Origin of the sequence: Leptolyngbya sp. BL0902, from assembly GCF_016403105.1 — a bacterium.
Classification (GTDB): Bacteria; Cyanobacteriota; Cyanobacteriia; order Phormidesmidales; family Phormidesmidaceae; genus Nodosilinea.
The window spans coordinates 1,041,349-1,059,477 of record NZ_CP046155.1; the positions used below are offsets into that span (position 1 = coordinate 1,041,349).

At 61.0% G+C, this 18,129-nt stretch carries 15 protein-coding genes, 1 other RNA gene and 1 riboswitch; of the genes, 5 read left to right on the forward strand and 11 right to left on the reverse strand.

From position 1 onward, the window contains the following. The first annotated feature begins 66 nt into the window (after positions 1-66). Positions 67-816, forward strand: coding sequence for a creatininase family protein (locus GFS31_RS04715; RefSeq protein WP_198807099.1), 750 nt, complete (start codon positions 67-69; stop codon positions 814-816). Positions 817-838: 22 nt separating this feature from the next. Here GFS31_RS04715 and rnc read toward each other — a convergent pair whose 3' ends face one another. The 3 genes from rnc to mutL form a co-directional block, all read right to left on the reverse strand. Then, positions 839-1,588: a ribonuclease III gene (rnc, locus tag GFS31_RS04720; protein WP_225907565.1), complete on the reverse strand. Its 750-nt coding sequence runs from the start codon at positions 1,586-1,588 to the stop codon at positions 839-841. 164 nt (positions 1,589-1,752) lie between these two features. After that, positions 1,753-2,125, reverse strand: an RNA gene (gene rnpB, locus GFS31_RS04725) — RNase P RNA component class A. Positions 2,126-2,254: 129 nt separating this feature from the next. Further along, positions 2,255-4,093, reverse strand: coding sequence for a DNA mismatch repair endonuclease MutL (mutL, locus tag GFS31_RS04730; RefSeq protein WP_410503869.1), 1,839 nt, complete (start codon positions 4,091-4,093; stop codon positions 2,255-2,257). 151 nt (positions 4,094-4,244) lie between these two features. Between mutL and GFS31_RS04735 the strand changes: the two genes are divergently transcribed. Next, positions 4,245-4,619, forward strand: coding sequence for a rhodanese-like domain-containing protein (locus GFS31_RS04735; protein ID WP_198807102.1), 375 nt, complete (start codon positions 4,245-4,247; stop codon positions 4,617-4,619). A 50-nt stretch (positions 4,620-4,669) separates the two neighbouring features. On the opposite strand, the gene GFS31_RS04740 is transcribed toward GFS31_RS04735, so the two are convergent. Continuing rightward, the gene (locus tag GFS31_RS04740) at positions 4,670-4,909 is read right to left on the reverse strand and encodes a 2Fe-2S iron-sulfur cluster-binding protein (protein ID WP_198807103.1); all 240 of its coding nucleotides are present in this window, start codon (positions 4,907-4,909) and stop codon (positions 4,670-4,672) included. Positions 4,910-4,920: 11 nt separating this feature from the next. Next, positions 4,921-5,211 carry a DUF2470 domain-containing protein gene (locus tag GFS31_RS04745; protein ID WP_198807104.1) on the reverse strand — a complete coding sequence of 97 codons (291 nt, stop codon included), beginning with the start codon at positions 5,209-5,211 and terminating at the stop codon, positions 4,921-4,923. A 131-nt stretch (positions 5,212-5,342) separates the two neighbouring features. On the opposite strand from GFS31_RS04745, the gene GFS31_RS20935 reads away from it, so the two are divergent. Next, positions 5,343-5,834, forward strand: coding sequence for a hypothetical protein (locus GFS31_RS20935; protein WP_225907566.1), 492 nt, complete (start codon positions 5,343-5,345; stop codon positions 5,832-5,834). A gap of 2 nt (positions 5,835-5,836) precedes the next feature. Continuing rightward, positions 5,837-5,931, forward strand: a riboswitch (TPP riboswitch). Between the two features lie 339 nt (positions 5,932-6,270). Further along, positions 6,271-7,770 carry a sodium:solute symporter family transporter gene (locus GFS31_RS04755; RefSeq protein ID WP_198807105.1) on the forward strand — a complete coding sequence of 500 codons (1,500 nt, stop codon included), beginning with the start codon at positions 6,271-6,273 and terminating at the stop codon, positions 7,768-7,770. On the opposite strand, the gene GFS31_RS04760 is transcribed toward GFS31_RS04755, so the two are convergent. From GFS31_RS04760 to GFS31_RS04785, 6 genes are all read right to left on the reverse strand, one after another. Next, on the reverse strand, positions 7,767-8,228 hold the full coding sequence (locus GFS31_RS04760; protein WP_198807106.1) for a hypothetical protein: 462 nt from the start codon (positions 8,226-8,228) through the stop codon (positions 7,767-7,769). The genes GFS31_RS04755 and GFS31_RS04760 overlap by 4 nt on opposite strands. A 3-nt stretch (positions 8,229-8,231) precedes the next feature. Beyond that, positions 8,232-9,617, reverse strand: coding sequence for an alkaline phosphatase family protein (locus tag GFS31_RS04765; protein ID WP_198807107.1), 1,386 nt, complete (start codon positions 9,615-9,617; stop codon positions 8,232-8,234). A 121-nt stretch (positions 9,618-9,738) separates the two neighbouring features. Continuing rightward, complete coding sequence (locus tag GFS31_RS04770) at positions 9,739-10,674, reverse strand: methyltransferase domain-containing protein (protein WP_198807108.1); 936 nt, start codon at positions 10,672-10,674, stop codon at positions 9,739-9,741. A 92-nt stretch (positions 10,675-10,766) separates the two neighbouring features. Beyond that, complete coding sequence (locus GFS31_RS04775; protein ID WP_198807109.1) at positions 10,767-10,946, reverse strand: hypothetical protein; 180 nt, start codon at positions 10,944-10,946, stop codon at positions 10,767-10,769. A gap of 239 nt (positions 10,947-11,185) precedes the next feature. Then, entirely contained in the window at positions 11,186-11,587 is a 402-nt protein-coding gene (locus GFS31_RS04780; protein ID WP_198807110.1) for a DUF3110 domain-containing protein, read from the reverse strand. 91 nt (positions 11,588-11,678) lie between these two features. Beyond that, on the reverse strand, positions 11,679-12,185 hold the full coding sequence (locus tag GFS31_RS04785; RefSeq protein WP_198807111.1) for a hypothetical protein: 507 nt from the start codon (positions 12,183-12,185) through the stop codon (positions 11,679-11,681). A 187-nt stretch (positions 12,186-12,372) separates the two neighbouring features. On the opposite strand from GFS31_RS04785, the gene GFS31_RS04790 reads away from it, so the two are divergent. Then, positions 12,373-18,048 (forward strand): translocation/assembly module TamB domain-containing protein, encoded by a 5,676-nt coding sequence (locus tag GFS31_RS04790; RefSeq protein ID WP_198807112.1) that lies wholly within the window; start codon positions 12,373-12,375, stop codon positions 18,046-18,048. Positions 18,049-18,129: the final 81 nt, after the last annotated feature.

Consider the following 18,129-nt stretch of genomic DNA (forward strand, 5'->3'; position numbering starts at 1 on the left):
AGTGGTTCATTCTAGCTAAGATTAGCCCAGTGCCTTAGTATTTGCTGTTGCTGCTGCCTTTGCCCTATGCTGCTCCATCTCTGCACCTGGCCCGAAGTGGATGCCTACCTCACCCGTTCCCAGGGTTTGATTTTGCCCATTGGTTCTACAGAACAGCACGGCCCCAATGGTCTGATCGGTACCGATGCTCTCTGCGCCGAGGCGTTGGCCCAGGGCGTTGGGGAAGCTACCCAAGCCCTAGTTGGCCCCACCATCAACGTAGGCATGGCCCTGCACCACACGGCCTTTCCGGGCAGCATGAGCCTGCGGCCCAGCACGCTGATCGCCCTGGTGCAGGACTACCTCAAACCCCTGGTGCGCTACGGCTTCACCCGGTTCTTTTTCATCAATGGCCACGGGGGCAATGTGGCCACCCTCAAAGCCGCCTTTGCCGAAACCTACGCCACCCTGGCCGAAGCCCAACTCCCCCAGGCGGGGGCGGTGCGCTGTGCGGTGGCCAACTGGTATATGTGCCGTTCGGTGTATACCCTGGCCAAGGAACTCTATGGCGATCAGGAAGGCTCCCACGCCACCCCCAGCGAGGTGGCCCTCACCCAGTATCTCTATCCTGACTCGATTAAGCGGGTCGAACTTGATCCCCCCGTGGCCCCCAGGGGCTTCCCCATCTACAACGCCGCCGATTTTCGCCAGCACTACCCCGATGGCCGCATGGGCTCTAACCCGGCCCTCGCCACCCCAGAACACGGCCAGCAACTCTACGAAGCTGCCGTCAAAGACCTCACGAACGATTACCTGAGCTTCCTGTCCGCCGAGTGATCCTCTAGGTGAGATCCTGGATCTATCCCTTGGCGTGCCTTGATCCCTTGGCGCTTCTCGATTTTGAAGGGGCAGGATCCTGGGGCTCGGCAGCGGTGAGGGCTTCGTAGCCAAGGGCGGCAGCGGCCTGTTCGGCTTGTTTTTTGGTGGGGCCGTGGCCTGTGCCCAGGCAGCGCTCTTGGAACCACACCTCGGCCCGATAGCGCTGGGGGTCGCCATCCCGTCCGGGTTCGGTGATGCGGTATTGGGGCAGGGCGCGGTGGCGTTTTTGGGTGATTTGTTGCAGCAGATCCTTATAGTTTTGGCGGCTGGGGTCGGTTTTGAGCTGTTGGGCCAATCGCTGAAAGTGAGGATCGAGCCAGGGGCGAATCCGCCGGAGGTCGTGGGTTTCGAGGTAGACCACGGCTACCACCGCCTCCAGGGCATCGGCCAAACGCTGGGTAGGAACGCCCCTAGATTTCAAACTGGGGTCGGTCATCAGGTAGGCATCTAGCCCTAGGCGAGTCGCCAACTGGGCCAGGGTGCGATCACTAATCAACTGAGAGCGCAGGGCCGATAGCTCTCCCACCGACGCCCCAGGAAAGCACTCCTGCAAACATTCCGTGGCCGCCAGCCGCAGCACCGCATCCCCCAAGAGTTCCAACTGTTCATAGTTTTCGGTGGCATGGGCCGACTCGTGGGTGAGGGCCAAATCCAGCCGCTCCCAGTTCACCGTTAGATCGGCGGGGAGACCCAACTTTTGTAAACACCGCTGAAGAGAATGGGAAGGCACCGCTGGCATATCCTACATCGCTATTGACGATTGACCCTCACCCTACATCCCTCTCCCATAAGGGAAAAGAGACGTTGAAAGGCTTTCCGGCTCCCCTCTCCTGCCTGGGAGAGGGGCTGGGGGTGAGGGCCAATCCCAGCTTTAATGGGGGATTTGAAAAAACGGGAAGGAGTTGGGCATAAGCCGGGTTCTGTTCCCCGTTGCCGGGGGGCGGTTATCTATCTGGGACGACTGTTACCAGCCGCCTCATGCGGTACACAAAGACGGGACAGGAAAAAGACCAACCCTTGCCCCTTCGACCTTGCTCCCAACCGGGGTTTACCGAGCCAGCACCTCTCGATGCTGCTGGTGCGCTCTTACCGCACCCTTGCACCCTTACCTGTGCCTGGAGACACCCCAAGGCCATCGGCGGTATGTTTCTGTGGCACTATCCTCACGGTCGCCCGCACTGGGCGTTACCCAGCAAGTTTGGTCTTTCGGGAGCCCGGACTTTCCTCAGGCCAGCCGCAGCCAGCCCGCAACCACCTCGCCAACTCCTTCCTCACCTCTAGTTTAAATCCCAACGGCCAGGGACGATCAAGGGCTGGGCCAATCTGGATCAGTTTCCCGCGTGACCCGCGATCTAAGTAGACTTCCCGACTCCCGACTCCTGACTCCCGACTCCCGCTAATCCAACCCATGACTTTTCCCAATCACCCAATGGCGACGGAAGAACCGAGCGAGGCTAGCCTCTTGCAGGGTGAGGCAGATGGGCCGTCCGTGGGGGCAGGTGCGGGGGTGGCGGGTGCGCTGCCAATCGTTGAGCAGGGTTTGCATTTCCGGCAGGCTGAGGGGGGTGCCGTTGCGGAGGGCGGTGCGGCAGGCCACGGCTACGAGGGCGGCATCGAGGCTGTGCCCCAGACTCAGTTCCCGCAGGGCATCGGCGAGGTCGGGCCGATCTTTCAGGGGGGCAGGGGCATGGCGGATGGCCCAGCGTTGGGGGCCAAAGGGTTCTACGGCAATGCCGATGCGCTGGAGCTGTTCCTGCTGATGGTCGGTCAAGCCTTCCAGCACCACGGGCTGATCCAACGGCACCACCGCCCACTGTTCCTGAAGTCGCTCGTATAGCACCCGTTCATGGGCGATGTGCTGCTCAATCAGGCAGAGGCTGTCTCCCTGCTCCGCCACAATGTAGCGCCCTTGCACCTGGGCCACTGCCGTCAGTCCTGTCCCCAATAGCGTTTGCCCCGATGGAGTTGGCCACGGCCACGGATCCGATAGATTGACCGTTGCCGAAAAGTCACCATTTTCCCAACGCTCCGACCGTTCCTCGGTTACGCCATCCGAGGCTCCGGTGGGCGCGTTTATCCTGCCGATGTCGTCCCGACTGCTATCCGTGAGGCCGAGGCCGTAGCGCCCCCCAGCCTCGGCGGCTTTGATCAGGTGGATTACCCGTGGGTTGCCCTCGGTGGTGGGGGTTTGGCCCAGCAAGTCTTGCACACAGGCTTGGCCCTGGGCAACCCAATCCTCTAGGTGGTGGAGATAGAGGGCGGATTTGTCGGGGCTGCGGTGCCAGTCGATGGCCTGGGGCGGCAGGGAGAGATGCAGAAAACAAAGGGGGAACCGATGGCGAGGCAGGGTGTGCCGAAAGGCTTGGATTACCCCTTGCTCCACGTCGGGCAGGCTGACGACACGGCCATTCACCGCTACCTTGACCCAGTCGGGTCGCGCCCGGTGGCAGCGGTCGGGCAGGCCAATGACGCCGTAGAGACTGGGGCGGGTGGTTTCTCGCAAATCGGCCTCGGCCACACGGGGGAGGCGTTGGGGCAAGATAGCTTTGGCGGTTGGCCCAGGGGCGATAGTAAACCAAGGGCGGTCGTTGGTGTGGGCCATCCAAGCCACCTGCGGATGACAGAGGGCCAGGTCTTGAATGATGCCCTGCACAGCCCGCATCTGGCGGCTGGGGGAGGGCAAGCCCTGACGACGGGACGGCCACTGGGCAAACAGATCCGTGACCGTGGCGATGGTACCGGGAGCCATGGCGATGGGCTGTGGTGGGCGGGGGTCGCCATTGGGAGCATAGGTCATCGCCCAGCCTTGAGCCGCCAGACCCTGACGACTGCTGAGGGTGAGGGTGCCCACCTGAGCAAGGCTATGGAGGGCCTGACCCCGAAAGCCCAGGCTCATCACCTGCCATAGTTCCTGGGGAGAGCGGATCTTACTGGTGCTGTGGGGCCGAGCCGCCCAGGGCAGAGAGGCAGCGGCGATACCTCGGCCATTGTCTACCACCTGGACACGCCCCTGTTCTGGCCAAAGCTGGATGGTGATTCGGCTGGCCTGGGCGTCTAGGGCGTTTTCGGCCAGTTCGCGCACCACTGCCGCCAGAGAATCCACCACTTGCCCCGCCGCCATCTGGGCCGCCATGGCCGCTGGCAGGGGGCAAATCTGGTCAGGATCGGGGCGCGATCCGGCGTCAGTGATGGGGCTCAGCCAATTCTCGATAGCGCTGTCCTCGGCAAAGGGAATATTAGAGATAGAAACGCAGGATATTGAAAATTTTCAATCTTTTGGAATAATTTAGCCTCGCAAATGTCCATCTTTATTAACAAAAGTTTGCACAAACTAGAGGGGCTTGTTACATTGCAAATAGCTGCTGTTCTCCACCCCCTCCTCACCTATGAACCTGTTTAGCTGGTTGCCCAAACCCAAGCCCCTGCGCCCCGAATCCCGCGTCTACGATCTGAAGGAACGCCTAGACTGGGGTGAACCCGCCCTATCTATTGTGGATATTCGCGACCGAGAAGACTTCAGCGCCAGCCATGTTACCGGGGCCATCTCCATCCCCTCTCACCAACTTCTCGAAACGGCTCACCGCTGCTTTGAGCTCAATCGGGATCTCTATATCTATGGCGACACCGACGCGGATGCCACGACTGCCGCTGAGCACCTACGATCCGTAGGCTACAACTCCGTGTCTATCCTGCGGGGTGGCGTTGCAGCTTGGAAGGCGGCTGGATTTCCCGTCGAAGCGGTGCCCCAGGTGGTGGCCTAGGGGCTCGCTGTAGCCCAACAGCCTAGCTGCTAGAAGATGGAAGAGCTTAGCTACCAGGTAGGATCCACATAGAGGTTAATCACCAGCGGATCGACGCCAGCGGGCACCGCCGAGATACAGGCGCAAATGGGGTCAGCCTCGCCCTCCACCTCCACCTCACAGGCATGGCAAGACCCCATCAGGCAACCCGTGGGGATGGTGATGCCCGCCCGGTCGGCCACCTTCAGCAGGGGTTCGCCTACCTCAGCGGTGACGGTAACGTTGTCAGGCAAAAACTGAACCGTGACCATGGTTGACTTCATTACGCGGATTCAGCGGCGGCGGGACGACTTTTGAGCATGGCTACCAGGGTGTGGTGAGCGTCCTCGGCCCCGGCTAGGGTGTGGTCAAAGGCAATCCGCACGGTCTGGGGTTGTCCGTCTACCGTGGCGGTCAGATCCATGCCTTCGGGGTCGATGGCGTTGAGGGTGGCGTCGGTGGCGCTGGGCAGGTTGCCGTAGGCGGTGGCGTAGAACAGGACGGCCTCTGCGTGATCCTTATTCATGTGCTTGCAGATGCGATCACTGACGGCGCTGGTGATGGGTTCGGCCATAGGAAATCTCGTAAACTACAACTACATCCTCCTAGGATTACGCCAATCGGGCTCTCCTGCAACTCCGCAAGGGCAGATCCCGGCCCGGCATCATCCGCCAATCTCAGGTTTTGCTCCGCGTCTCCCTGCCCATGTCTTCCACGCCTCCCCCTGCCACCGCCCATCCCTGGCCCACGGGTCATCTCTTCCAGAGCCCAGGGGCGCACCTCACCTATCGCGTGATCGGCCCCTGCTGTCGATTGTTTGACCGCGAACAACTGCCCTGGCCCTGCTGTCGCATTCAATGGCGGGGCAAAGAACCCAGTTGGCGACGCATTGGCAAACGCCTGGTGCCCGATCTCGCGACCCGAAAAGCCCCCTCCTACTGCGTGGAAATTGTGGGCCAGGGCTACCACACCCAGCCCTTTGTCACCACCCTCTACACCGCCGAATTTGACGCCGCCACCCGCAACTGGTGGTACACCAAATCGGCCCACCTCACCCAGGCCAAGGAGCACGGCACCCGCGATCCATCGCCAGCGACCGACGCCACGGAAGGGAATGCACAGCCTGGGCCAGCCCCAGAAACCGCCTTGATTTTGCCCAGCGCCGCTGATTGCCGGAGCGAAGGGGCCAGTTTATAATGCCAACACGCTAGGGGTGTCCGACCATCGGACTGAGATCATACCCTCAGAACCTGACCTGGTTAATGCCAGCGGAGGGAAGCCAATCTTGAGGTCACTAGCCGTTGCCCATAGACCTAATGTAGGGCAGCCATCTTGGCTGTTTATGCCCTAGACTGACCCATTTGTTGGGTGATTCTCGTGGGAGCTATGGCAGGCTGGAAGCCCGCGCTACCTTGGGGCAAAGCTGACGTTTTGGGTGACACTTTCTAGCTTCAGTAGATCGCAAACGCGCTCTTGGGTTGTGATCTGGCCCTCTCCCTAAATCCCTCTCCCAACTTGGGAGAGGGACTTTGAAATGCTTCCGGCTCCCCTCTCCCACGGGGAGAGGGGCTGGGGGTGAGGGCCAGACCTTCGCGACTACTGAACCCTTTGTTCTAGATTAGGAGGTGTTTGGATGACGCTCGGCATAACCGCCATTGCGGTAATTTTGATCACAGCAGCCAGTTTTACCCTGCTAGGACTGTTGCAGGCCAGCCGCCACACCATCAGCCTGGAAGACTACTTGGTGAGCCGCAACCGGGTAGGCACGGGCATGGCCTTAGCCACCATCGTGGCCAGTGCTATGGGAGCCTGGATTTTGTTTAGCCCGCCGGAAGTAGGGGCCACCAGCGGCATCGCCGGAATTGTGGGCTACTGCATTGGGCAGGCCACCCCCGCCGCCCTGTTTGCCTTCATGGGCACCCGAATGCGGTTCCTCATGCCAGCGGGCCACTCGCTGAACGAGTATGTGCTGCACCGCTTTGGACAGGCCATGTATCGGCTGACCCTAGCGATTGTGGTGTTCTATATGTTCGTTTACCTGGCGGCAGAACTGACGGCCATTGCCAAGGCGGTGGAACTGATGGCTGGGGTGCCCCTCTGGCTGACAGCCCTGCTGGTGATTTCCGCCGTGTTCATTTACACCCTGGTGGGTGGCCTAGAGGCAACGATTTTCACCGATGCCGTGCAGTTTGCGGTGATTGTGCCGCTGCTGCTGTTGAGCTTTGGCATTGCCGTCTTTGCCCTGGGCGGTTGGGGCAATGCGGTGGCCCCGGTGCAGGATGCAGCCCCTCAGTTGTTGACCCTCGCCAACGGGCCGGGGCTTAAATTTGGGGCCACCTTGGTGATTGCGGTGATTTCCGCCGAAATGTTCAACCAAACCAACTGGCAGCGGGTCTATGCCTGCAAAACCGATACCGTGGTGCGTCGCTCCTTTTTGGGCTCGTTTTTGGTGATTTGGCCGATGCTGTTCATCTCTGGGCTGCTGGGCATTGTGGCCATGCACTTCGGCTTCAATGACGACCGCGCCTTTTTCTCCCTGATCCAAGCCCTGGAACTGCCTGGATGGGTGAATATTGCCGTCCTCGTCCTGGTGCTGGCCCTGGTGATGAGCAGCCTGGATTCCCTGCTGAACGGCATTGCCAGCGTCTTTACCACCGACCTGTTGCGGATCTTTCCCGAAAAGTCCACCAGCGGCATCCTCAACCTCACCCGTGGGCTGACCCTCATCATCGGCATTCCCGCCATCCTGATCGCCGCTAGGGGTTACAACGTGCTGTACCTATTCCTGCTGGCGGATTTGGTCTGTGCTGGGGCGCTGTTTCCCGTCCTGTTTGGCCTCTACTCCAGACGCCTCACCGGGCAAATGGCCCTCTGGAGTACCGTGGCCGCCATCGCCGCCGGAGCCTTGTTCTTCCCCAAACCCGACTTTAGCCCCTGGAATGGTCTACCCTTCGCCGGGGATTTGCTGGTCAGCTTTGCCGCCCCCATCGTCGTCTCCACCGCGCTTTGTCTGGGGTGGATTCAACTCCGCGCCCGCCAGAGCAAAACCGAAGCCTACGATTTTGGTCAGCTCAGCCGCGATATCCAAGCCTATGGTTGGGCCAAGGAGGACGCCCCAGAACACCGTCCCTAAAGCTCTAAAAAGCGAACCAACCGCTCGACAATTTGTCGCTGCTTGGCACAGGGTTGGTGGGACATCAAGCTCAACTGCTGACCCGATTTTAGGTCTACGCTGGCGCTACAGGGGCGTCCTCGCCCAGAAGTCCGGCGCTTTACCTGGATGGTGCGAATGTCTCGCAGATTGCAGGTAAGGTGCCGGGTTTGCCCCAGGATGTTGCGCTGGAAAATGGTTAACTGCCCTGTGCCACGGTCGATTAAACAGCCGCAGGGGATTTTTTCGATGAAGGCATAGGCTGAAATCCCCCCGGCAAAGAGCAGCCAAAGTACACTCCTCGCCGACCCCTCGACCAAGACCAACAGCACCGCCACCAAGGCGGCTACCCCTAGGAACGCCCCTACCCCAAGTTGCCACGCGCATTCTTCCCGAAACTCGATGTGTAGTCTGTAGGGCGTCTCTTCCAGGATTTTCATCGTCTACCTCCACACTTTGCCCCGCAGCCCATCGGGGGGGGTGATGCCGTAGCGATGCAGCAGGGTGGGCAACACATCATAGAGCTGTGCGCCCTCCAGTTCTCGACCCGTTTGGGGTTGGGCGGGATCGTGGAAAATCATCAGGCCGAAGGGGGCGTGGTTGGCGTCGTCGGGGCCAGTGTCGTTGTCTACGGTGTAGAGGCTGTTGAGGCCCACGCTGCCAACGGAACGCCAAGCTAAGTCATCGAAATACACAATCAAATCGGGAGCCCGTCCGCGCACCTTCTGGTAGATGTTCTGGGGTTTGAAGACCTTGATGGGCAAGGGCTTACCTGTGGGATCGGTAAGATGGCTGAGCTTTTCCGTGAGTTCCTGGCGCAGCCTTTCGTAGTCGGCCATGGTCACGGTGCCCTGGGGTTCGCGGCCCTTAACATTAAGGAAAATTCGGGCATAGTAGCCCCCGGCACCCCACACCTGGGTTTGGCCCCAATCCACCGCCGCCTGGTCGAGGGGCATTACCTGATCGGGGGTTTCTTTCAGGGTGAGATAGCCCTGGGCGATCAGCCATTCGTTGATGCAAATGCCGCCCATCAAGGGTTGCGCCCCGTGGTCAGACACCACCAGCACGGCGGTCTCCTCGTCGCAGTGGCTCAGCAATTCCCCCACCCGCTCATCTACATGGACGTAGTAATCGTGGATGGTGGTGGCAAAGGGAGAGTCCGGCTCGTACTGGGGATGGCGCGGATCCATTGGCTTCCAAAAGGCGTGGTGCAAACGGTCTACACCCATATCGACCAGCATGAGGAAGTCGGGCTGATCCCGCTGAATTAGTTTTTCAGCCAGGGTAAAACGCTGGTCGCACAGTCGATAGAGATTATCGAGGATACGGTCTTTTTCGTCGGAGCGGAAATTGGGCACATCCATCATAAAATCCGGCATCCAGGCTTTGATTTGGTCGCCCAGCTCCGGCGGATGGGTGAAGGGGACGTCCGTGCTGGGGGTGAGGAAGCAGGACACCAGAGCACCGTTAACCGCGTAGGGGGGCGAGGTTCCCGGCACACTCAGCACCGCCACCGACCAGCCCGCCTCGGCCAAAATGTCCCACAGGCGCGGAAACTTCACCGCCCGCCCGTCGGAAATGGCCATGGAGTGATAGTCCCGATCCCGTCGGTTGCGAAAGCCGTAGATGCCCAGCTCCCCCGGATCTCGCCCGGTCATCATGCAGCTCCAGGCGGGTACGGTGATGGCCGGAATACTGCTCTCCATGCGGCCATACATTCCCTGGGCCATCAGCCGACTTAGGTTGGGCAAATCCTCCCGCCACTGCTCAAATACCAGGGACGGCTCCATGCAGTCGAGGCCAATAATCACAAGGCGAGGCGTAGGCATGGCAGGGTTCGCGAAACATCCAAGACGCCTCCATTGTACGGGCGTCCCTGTAAGGACGCCTAACGACACGCCTCAGCCCCAACCCCCGACTCCCGACTCCCGATTCCCGACTCCCGACTCCCTAGCCCCTCACCGCCCGAAACATCCCAAACCGACACAGCCCCGCCCCAAAGGCCAGCCGCATCAGCAGAATGGTAGGCACTTCCCGCAGGGATTTGATGAATCCAGAAACGCCAAACTTAATCAAGCCCTTGGGCCGCACAATGCCCTGCCAGATGGAATCAATCCAGGAGGGTAGGGTTTCCTGCGTCCAGTCGGCGGTGGTAACGGTGCCCTCCACCAGGCCCGTGGCTTCGAGGTGTTCGGCAAAGCCCTCAATACTGGCAAATTGGGGGTGCGCCCACTGGTCTAAAAGCTGCTGCATGACGGGCTTTTCCCAGACATTCAGGGGCTTCTTCCGGTCATCGCGCTGGTTCCAGTCCGCCACAACTAGCACACCACCGGGCTTTAGCACCCGCATCAATTCCTTAGCAAAGATGGCCTTGTCGGGCATGTGGGGGCCAGCCTCCACCGACCACACCACATCAAAGCTGGCGTCGGGGAAGGATAAATTCATGGCGTCATCCACCTGAAACTGGGCGGTGATTCCGGCGGGGGTGAGTTCCGTGGCCCGCTGCACCTGCTGGGGGCTAATGGTCACGCCCGTCACCTTAAACCCATAGTCTCGCGCCAAAATTCGGGCACTGCCGCCAATGCCGCAGCCCACATCGAGGACGGTGGTTCCAGTCGGCAAGCGATCTAACCCGCCCCAGCGCACCATTTCGTGGACGAAATCCGCCTTCGCCGCCAAAAACGACTTGCGACGGGGCGGCGACCCATAGTGCCCTAGATGGATGTGCTCGCCCCAGTAAAACTCAAGGATGCCGTCCTGGGTCCACTGGTCGTAGGCATTGGCCACGGAATTAGCGGACTGGTAGCGGCGGGCGGTGAAAAAGTAAATCGCCAAGCCCAGCCCCAAGAGCCCGACCAGCAGCCCCAGAATCGACAGAAATCCCATGCTGAAAATGTTTCCAATACTTAACAATCCTGCCCTTCATTGTGGCAAGGTTGGGGGATTGGCGCAACGATTCTAAGGCAACGGTGCTAGGGCTAGGGCTGGGACGGGGCCGACACCCATAGGCATAGTGCTGCCGGGGGCATAGCGGACGAAGCCAAGCCGTGGGTAGCCATCTGGGCATGGGCAGCCCCGTTCAGCAAGACGGTATTCAGCAAGACGGCCAAACCACCCGATACGGCCATTAACCCAATCCACTCGACATAATCTCTCATGGGCGTTTCCAACCTAGTCCTAACTTGATGGGGCATGGTGCTAATGGGGCAGGGTGTTGATGGGGCGTTGCGTCTGGGATACAACGGCGGCGAGGTGCGTCTTGCCACGGTGGCGCTTGGGAGCATCCCCAGCCAAACCTAACCCATCATAGGACGGCTCCGGTGGCTTCGATCCCGGCCTGTGCCGCTGGGGTGAACTGTCCTGAAGATGGGTGCAGACGTTGTTCCCCAAGGACGCTTTACAGCAGATTCTCGAACTGTTGGCGGAGGCGATCCAGTTCAGACTGGGAGAGGGTCGATCCGCTGTCTTCGGCCTCCGGGGGTTGGGGAGCCGCGTCGGGATCGGCGTTGGGATCCCAGTCCAGTTCTTCCACACGCCCCTCCGGGGGGATGGCCAAGGAGCCTTCAGGGACAATTTTGCAGCCGTAGCCAGCGCTATCGCAAAAGGCTTCGATATCCTCCTGTTCCATGGCTTCCACGGTGGCTTCTGGGAAATCCTGGGCCTCTAGCATGACGGCAAAGCGGGTGGCATCGTCTTTGTTTTCAAACATCAGCACAATGTCTTCGGTGTCATCCACCCGAAGGGTGTGGATGCCCTCGTTGTCGGTGCGGGCATTGAACAACAAAACGTATACCACCATCGCCAAATTACCAATGCGGTTGCTTAGGGTTTATACCAAGTTGCGTCTAGCGCCGTCCAGTGCTGGCGGCCTACCCCCGGCCCAACGGTCTCTAGCAGCCCGTATCGCCGACGGCCTCTAACGTTAGGCTTTCACCCTCCTGCTCGATGCGGATGGTGGCCCCTTCAATGGCGAGCACCTCCTGATCGCCTGGGTCAGCGGTTTGGGTAATCTCTACCACCACCGTAGTTTGGCCATCCTGGCTGACAAAGGTTTGAGAGGCGAACTGTCCGCCAATGAGTTCTTCACCGCTGGTTTCTGTGCGAACAAAATTCACCACTTCGTCGTCTAGCTTCATGCGCATGGATCCAGTGGGGTCGGTATCATCGGGCAGGCCGCTAAACAGGTAGAACCCATCGGCACGGGCATCGGTGCCGGGGGGCAGCAAGGTGAGACCGCAGCCAAAGAGATCGATGTCGTCAAAGGCGAGGGTGCCTACGGTGGGCAAGGCGGCGGCGGGGGGTGGCGGCTCAACGGGCATTTCGGCTTGACAGCCCATCGCGAATAGGGCGGCACAGACAAGACTGGAACGGAGGATTGACGCAGAAAAAGGGGCCATGGGCGAACTCCAGAACGTTCTCGGTTGCGTTCAGATTGTCTTAGGGAGACACCCCTAAGGTATCCGAGGCAACAACTCTGTCCGAGGGCAGTTGTGACAGAACCACAGATTGGATAGGCAGAACGGCGGGAGTTCATTACACTGTTGGGTGTTTCGTGGTGTGTTGTGTCGGGTGACGGGGGCGGATATGGCTGATTCACAGGAGCCAGGATCCGAGGAGCGATCCGAAGGACAATCAGGGGAAAGGTCTGGGGCTCAATCCGAGGCTAGGCTTCATCCTCCAGCCGAGGGACGGTCGAGGGCCATTCCCCGCTGGTTGGGCCTCAGTGTGCTGGTCGGATCGACGCTGGTGCTGGTGGGGGCTGGGGCGGCTTGGCGCGGTTGGGTATGGCTTCAGAATGACCTTACCCCGTGGCTAGAGTCGGAACTAACCACCGCCATCAACCGCCCGGTGGAACTGGGCGACCTAGAACGGCTAACCCTGTCTGGGGTGCGGGTAGGGCCGTCACAGATTCCCGCCACCGCTACAGATCCCGATACCCTCACGCTTCAGGCCGTGGAGGTGCAGATCAACCCCCGCGATTTGCTGCGGCGAGAATTGACCCTCAATGTGGTGCTAGAGCAAGCGGATCTCTATCTAGAGCAAGCCGCCGATGGCCAGTGGATCGCCCTGGATGTGGAGTTGCCAGAGGCGGAGGACTTGACGCGAGATCCCTGGATTAACGTGCAACCGGGCACCCTTCGCCTGCGGGATAGCCGGGTGGTGCTGGTGCCCTACGACCGCCGTTCCGAGGCCGAGTCCTCCCAGCCGGAGCAGGGTACGACAGATCAGCCCCAGGTGGAGATCACAGCGGTACAAGGGCGCGTGCAGTTTAGCCAGGGGCCAACCGAGGCCACCACCGGGCGGCGCACTCGCCTGAATGGGCTGACCTTTGACATCAGCGGCACCTCGGTGGCGGGGGGGCAAATTCAAAGCCGAGGATCGGTGCAGTTTCCCACGGTTGGCCCAACCACCGACTCAGGGGCTACCCCAGGGGCTAACCCAGGGGCTAACTCAGGGGCTAACCCAGCGGCAGAAAACTACCCCACCTGGCGGCAGGCGTTGAGCCAGGGGCGGCCCCTGTTTGGGATGGCTCCGGCTCTAGCCCAGGACTCGGCAGCGGCGCAGCCCCTGCGGGCCAGGGCAAACCTCCGCATCCAGGAGGCCACCGTCCCAGAAATTCTGCTGATCGTCGAGTCATTTCTGGAGGAGCCGCTGCCTGTGCAGTTTCCCACCGGAACCGTGAGCGGCACCGTGGATGCGGTCATCGGAGACGGGGATCCCACCTTTACGGGCACCGCACGGGTGGAAGGGGGATCGGTCGTCACACCCGGTTTGCCAGAACCGATCCAGGATATCCAGGGCGATGTGCGGCTTCAGGGGCGCATCCTAACCTTTGAAAATGTGACGGCGCGGCTGGAGGACATCACCGCTAAGGGCGGGGGCACCCTGGATTTGGATGGGGACTACAACCTAGCGGGGCAGGTCAACCCCTTCACGGTGGATCAGGTTGCGGATCTGTTGGGGACGTCCCTGCCCGTGGCAACCACCGGGCAGTTTATCGCCGATGTGGCCATGACTGGCCCGCTAACCCAGCCCGTGTTCACCACAGAATTTCTGTCCCAGGATGCGGTTGTTGTCGATCAGGTGGCCTTTTCCCAGGTTCAGGCCCAGGCGAGCTTCCAGCGCAACAGCGTCATCATCGACGGGTTTCGTCTGATCCCCCAGGCGGGGGGCAGCGTCACTGGAAGCGGCCTCTGGACCTTGGGAGATCCCGGTCGCCTCACCCTGGCGATGACGGGAGATCGCCTGCCCGCCGACGCCCTAGGCCGCCCCTATGGCCTGCCCAACACCGTAGAAATTGGCCCGGTTTCCTTTGAGGCCAACCTGACGGGGCCACCGGATCAACTGGTGGGCCAAGGCCGCTGGCAAGCACCGCTGGGCACCTATCCCTCCCAGGGGCGGGTAGCCTGGATTGACCAAACCCTGGCCTTTACCGATACCTTTGTGCAGGTGGCGGGGGGCACCGTGGCCGGGGAGGGAACCGTGGGGTTAGACCGTCGGCAATGGCAGGCGGATGTGCGGGCCACGGGGCTATCTCTTGCGGCCCTAGGATCGGGGATAGCCGGAACGATCAACGGTCGCGGCGAACTGCGGGGCACCCTAGAGAACAACCCCCTCGCCACGATGGCGGGGCAGGGCATCGCCCAGGCGGTGCTGGCCCAGGGTGGTGTTATCAACGGTCGGGGAACGGTGGGCCAAGGCCGCTGGCAGGCCAATGTGGTCGGACGACAACTGCCGATGTCTGCCTTTTCGCCGCCGTTGCAGGGCACGGGCAGCGGTCAGGTGGCCCTAACTGGCCCGGTGAACAACCTGACGCTGGGGGCGGTGCGAGGTCAGGGACAAGTGGTGTTGTCTGATGGGTTGGCGACGGCGGCGGCTTTTGCGCCCCAACTGGCGGCGGTGCGAGAACCGCTCAGGGCAGATTTAGCCTGGAATGGACAGTCCATCCAGGTTGCCCAGGCCAGCACGGCGGGGTTGCGGGCCAGCGGCACCGTGACGCCCCAGCTATCGGGGGCGGCGGCTCCGGGGTTGGCCAATGTGGATTTGAACCTCAGCGCCAACGGCGTCAACCTAGCGGCGCTGCCCATTCCGGCCCAGGTGGTGCCTGTGCGAGGTGCGGGGTTCTTCGATGGCCGTCTGGTGGGCCGACCGGGCACCTTCCGCCTCGCCGGAAATGCCCGGTTGGATAACTTTGCCGTGAGTGAGGTCGCCTTTGCCACACCCATGGCGGGGCCAGTAATCTACGACCAACGCCAAGGCTTTACGGTGGACTTACGCGACCCCAGCCAGCGGGAAATGGGGGATCGCCTGTTTGCCAGCAGCCAGCAGGATCCCTACGACCTTGCCTTTACCCTACGGCGTAGCTCTACCCTTGCCGAGGGCCATGTTCGGGGCAGCGACCTCTTTGCCACCCTCACCAATTTGCCCCTAGATGACCTGCGCCTACCCCAGGGCGGGATTGAGGGGGTGGGGACGATCAGTGGCACCGTGGCCTCGGCGGTGATCAGCGGCAACTGGCGAGAGCCCAACCTTCAGGCGACCTTTGACATTGTCGATCCTGGATTGGGCTACCTGGCTCTTCCTGCGGCCCAGGTGATTGGCGATGGGGAAGCGCCCCTGACGGGTGCCAGACCTGCGGAGAATTTGCAGGTGAGCTATGGACGACTCCAGGGCACCCTGCGCTACGCCGATCAGGTGGTGAGCCTAGCGCAGGGACGACTCATTACCGCCCTGGGAGAAAGCCACTATCAGCTCGATGGATCCTACGCCCTAGACGGAACCCAGCAGGTGAACGGCAAGCTGACGGTCTCCAACGCTCAGATCCAGGACGTTTTAACAACCCTAAAAATCTTTGAGCTGTCAGACTTTCGGCTGAACCTGCTGCAACCCCCAGATTGGTACCGACCCGCCACCGCCGCCGATTTGGCCAACCTTGCCACCACCCAGGTGGGAGATCGCAACGCCACTTTCCTAGAGCAACTCCGACGCTTTGCCGAGGTGATGGAGCTTCAGGATATTCTCACCGCCGAGGCCGAAGCGGCGGTGCTGCCGCCCTTGGAGGGCCTAGAGGGACAGTTCTCAGGTACGGTGACGGCCCAGGGTGCCCTCCCTCGGCAGGTGCGGGTGGCCATGGACATGACCGGAGCCAACTGGCTATGGCGCGACCCCCGCAGCCCCAACGGCATTGCCTACCGTTTAGACACCATCCTGGCTCAGGCCACCTACGACGATGAGGTGCTGAGGCTGAGGCCGATTCAACTGGTGAGCACCTTTCCGAGCAGCGACCCAGAAAACCCCACGGTGGCCCAGGCGGAACTGAATGGCGAACTGAGCTTCAACGCCGAAGATACGACAAATCGCACCCTGCGCCTCAACCTCACCAACCTGCCCCTCATGGCCGTGCGGCGACCGCTGCGGATTTCCGACACCTTTGACGGCTTCATCAACGCAGACGCCGCCCTCACCGGGAGTCTGGCCAATCCCCAGGTGCGGGGGCGCTTAGCCGTCAACGACGCCACCATCAACCGCCAGCCCGTGGATGTGGCCTCGGCGGACTTCCTCTATCAGCAGGCCCGCCTCAACCTCCGCAGCAATGTGGCCATTGAGGATCAAGTTGATCCCCTCGTTCTGCTGGCGAGTGTGCCCTTGCCTATCGCTGGCACCAACCAGGTTCCCAGCCGCGACGATGTCACCGTCCGCCTGCGGATGAAGGATCAGGGTTTTGCGTTGATTAACCTCTTTACCCAAGCCGTGACCTGGGAAGAGGGCGCGGCAGAACTCGCCCTAGACGTGGATGGCACGTGGCCCGTTAACAAACCCATCGAAGAAGCCCTTACCTCTCTGGTGGTGACAGGGGCGGCCAAGTTTGACGGTGTCACCCTCAGTTCCCGCAGTTTGCCAGAACCCCTCACCAACCTGCGGGGGGATGTCACGGTTGTGCAAGGCCCAGGCAACGGCAGTCGCGACTCCCTCTATTTCAACGGCCTGGTGCTGGATGTGCAAGACCTCCGGGGCGACTTTAGCGCTGGAGAACTGGTGGCCCAGGGCAAACTCAAGGTGCTGCCCTCCATTGACGATCTGTTTCCTGGACTGGTGGGTGCAAGCCCGCTGGCCGCTGCCGACGACGGGGCCGAACCCGTGGATGACCGCTTCCGCCTCAGCCTCACCAACATTGCCCTCGACCTCCGCAACCCCGCTGGTACCTACAATGGTCGGCTGGATGGTGACGTGGTGGTAGACGGCAGCCTCTATCTACTGGAGCCCCTGATTTCTGGCAATTTGCGCCTGTCCAATGGCGTGCTCACCCTGCCCGATTCCCAGGATGAAACCACCCTAGTCGGCGGCGGCGGCGGCAGCGCTAGCCCCAGCATCTTCCAGCCCCTACCCCCGGTGATGGAGGACTTCTCCATTACCTTGGGAGACAATGTGCGGCTGGCCATTCCGGGGGTGGTGGATGTGAGGGCTCAGGGCGATCTGAAACTGGTGGGCACGGTGCCAGACATACGGCCCGATGGCCGCATCGATCTGCCGTCGGGGCGCATTAACCTGCTAACCACAGAATTTCGGCTCACGGGCAACGACAACTACGCCGAATTTAGCGCCACCGATGAAGTCATCGATCCCCTACTGGTGGCCAGCCTATCGGCAGCGGTCTCCGACACCCTGGGCAACGGCACCAGCCTATCGGCGGCCACGCCCTTTCCCCGCAACGAAGTCCTCGACTCCCCCATCAGCCAACTGGGGCTGACCCAAAACGGGATTCAAACCATCCGCATCCGTGCCAATGTCAATGGTCGGGCTAGCCGAGTGATTCAACTCCAGGGGGTAGAACTCGCTAGCACGCCCCCCCGCAGCGAAGGGGAAATCATCACCCTAATCAGCAACGAATTTCTCACCGCCCTAGAATCTACCCTGGGCAGTGTTTCCGGTGGGGGCGACAACTTCCAAGGGCTATTGGCCTTTGCCGGATCCGCGATTCTCAACCGCATTCAAAACCTGATTGGCGCTGGCATCGACAACACCGAACTGCGACTCTACTCCGCTTCGCCGCCCGGATCTCAGCAGGTAGACGTGGGCGGCGAGGTGAGCTTCAACGTTTCCCCCAGCCTGGGTCTGTCGGTACAGAAGACGTTTACCAACGTCACTCCTGCCCTGTTTGGGGTGCGCTATCGGATTACCGACCAAATTACCGTGCGGGGTGTTACCAGCTATGAACAGTTCAATGAAAATACGGGGGCCATTGTTGAATTCCGGTTTTAAACCTAGCCCCTGGAGAAACTTTTTTTGATCAGCAGGCATAAATTTTGGGGCATCTTAACCCTGCCTTAAATTAATAATAAC

Coding starts and splice junctions, on each gene's coding strand:
- GFS31_RS20935 (WP_225907566.1), top strand. CDS start 5,343: ATGTCTTCCACGCCTCCCCCTGCCACCGCCCATCCCTGGCCCACGGGT.
- GFS31_RS04775 (WP_198807109.1), bottom strand. CDS start 10,946: ATGAGAGATTATGTCGAGTGGATTGGGTTAATGGCCGTATCGGGTGGT.
- GFS31_RS04755 (WP_198807105.1), top strand. CDS start 6,271: ATGACGCTCGGCATAACCGCCATTGCGGTAATTTTGATCACAGCAGCC.
- GFS31_RS04785 (WP_198807111.1), bottom strand. CDS start 12,185: ATGGCCCCTTTTTCTGCGTCAATCCTCCGTTCCAGTCTTGTCTGTGCC.
- GFS31_RS04715 (WP_198807099.1), top strand. CDS start 67: ATGCTGCTCCATCTCTGCACCTGGCCCGAAGTGGATGCCTACCTCACC.
- GFS31_RS04790 (WP_198807112.1), top strand. CDS start 12,373: ATGGCTGATTCACAGGAGCCAGGATCCGAGGAGCGATCCGAAGGACAA.
- GFS31_RS04760 (WP_198807106.1), bottom strand. CDS start 8,228: ATGAAAATCCTGGAAGAGACGCCCTACAGACTACACATCGAGTTTCGG.
- GFS31_RS04765 (WP_198807107.1), bottom strand. CDS start 9,617: ATGCCTACGCCTCGCCTTGTGATTATTGGCCTCGACTGCATGGAGCCG.
- GFS31_RS04770 (WP_198807108.1), bottom strand. CDS start 10,674: ATGGGATTTCTGTCGATTCTGGGGCTGCTGGTCGGGCTCTTGGGGCTG.
- GFS31_RS04745 (WP_198807104.1), bottom strand. CDS start 5,211: ATGGCCGAACCCATCACCAGCGCCGTCAGTGATCGCATCTGCAAGCAC.
- GFS31_RS04780 (WP_198807110.1), bottom strand. CDS start 11,587: ATGGTGGTATACGTTTTGTTGTTCAATGCCCGCACCGACAACGAGGGC.
- GFS31_RS04740 (WP_198807103.1), bottom strand. CDS start 4,909: ATGGTCACGGTTCAGTTTTTGCCTGACAACGTTACCGTCACCGCTGAG.
- GFS31_RS04735 (WP_198807102.1), top strand. CDS start 4,245: ATGAACCTGTTTAGCTGGTTGCCCAAACCCAAGCCCCTGCGCCCCGAA.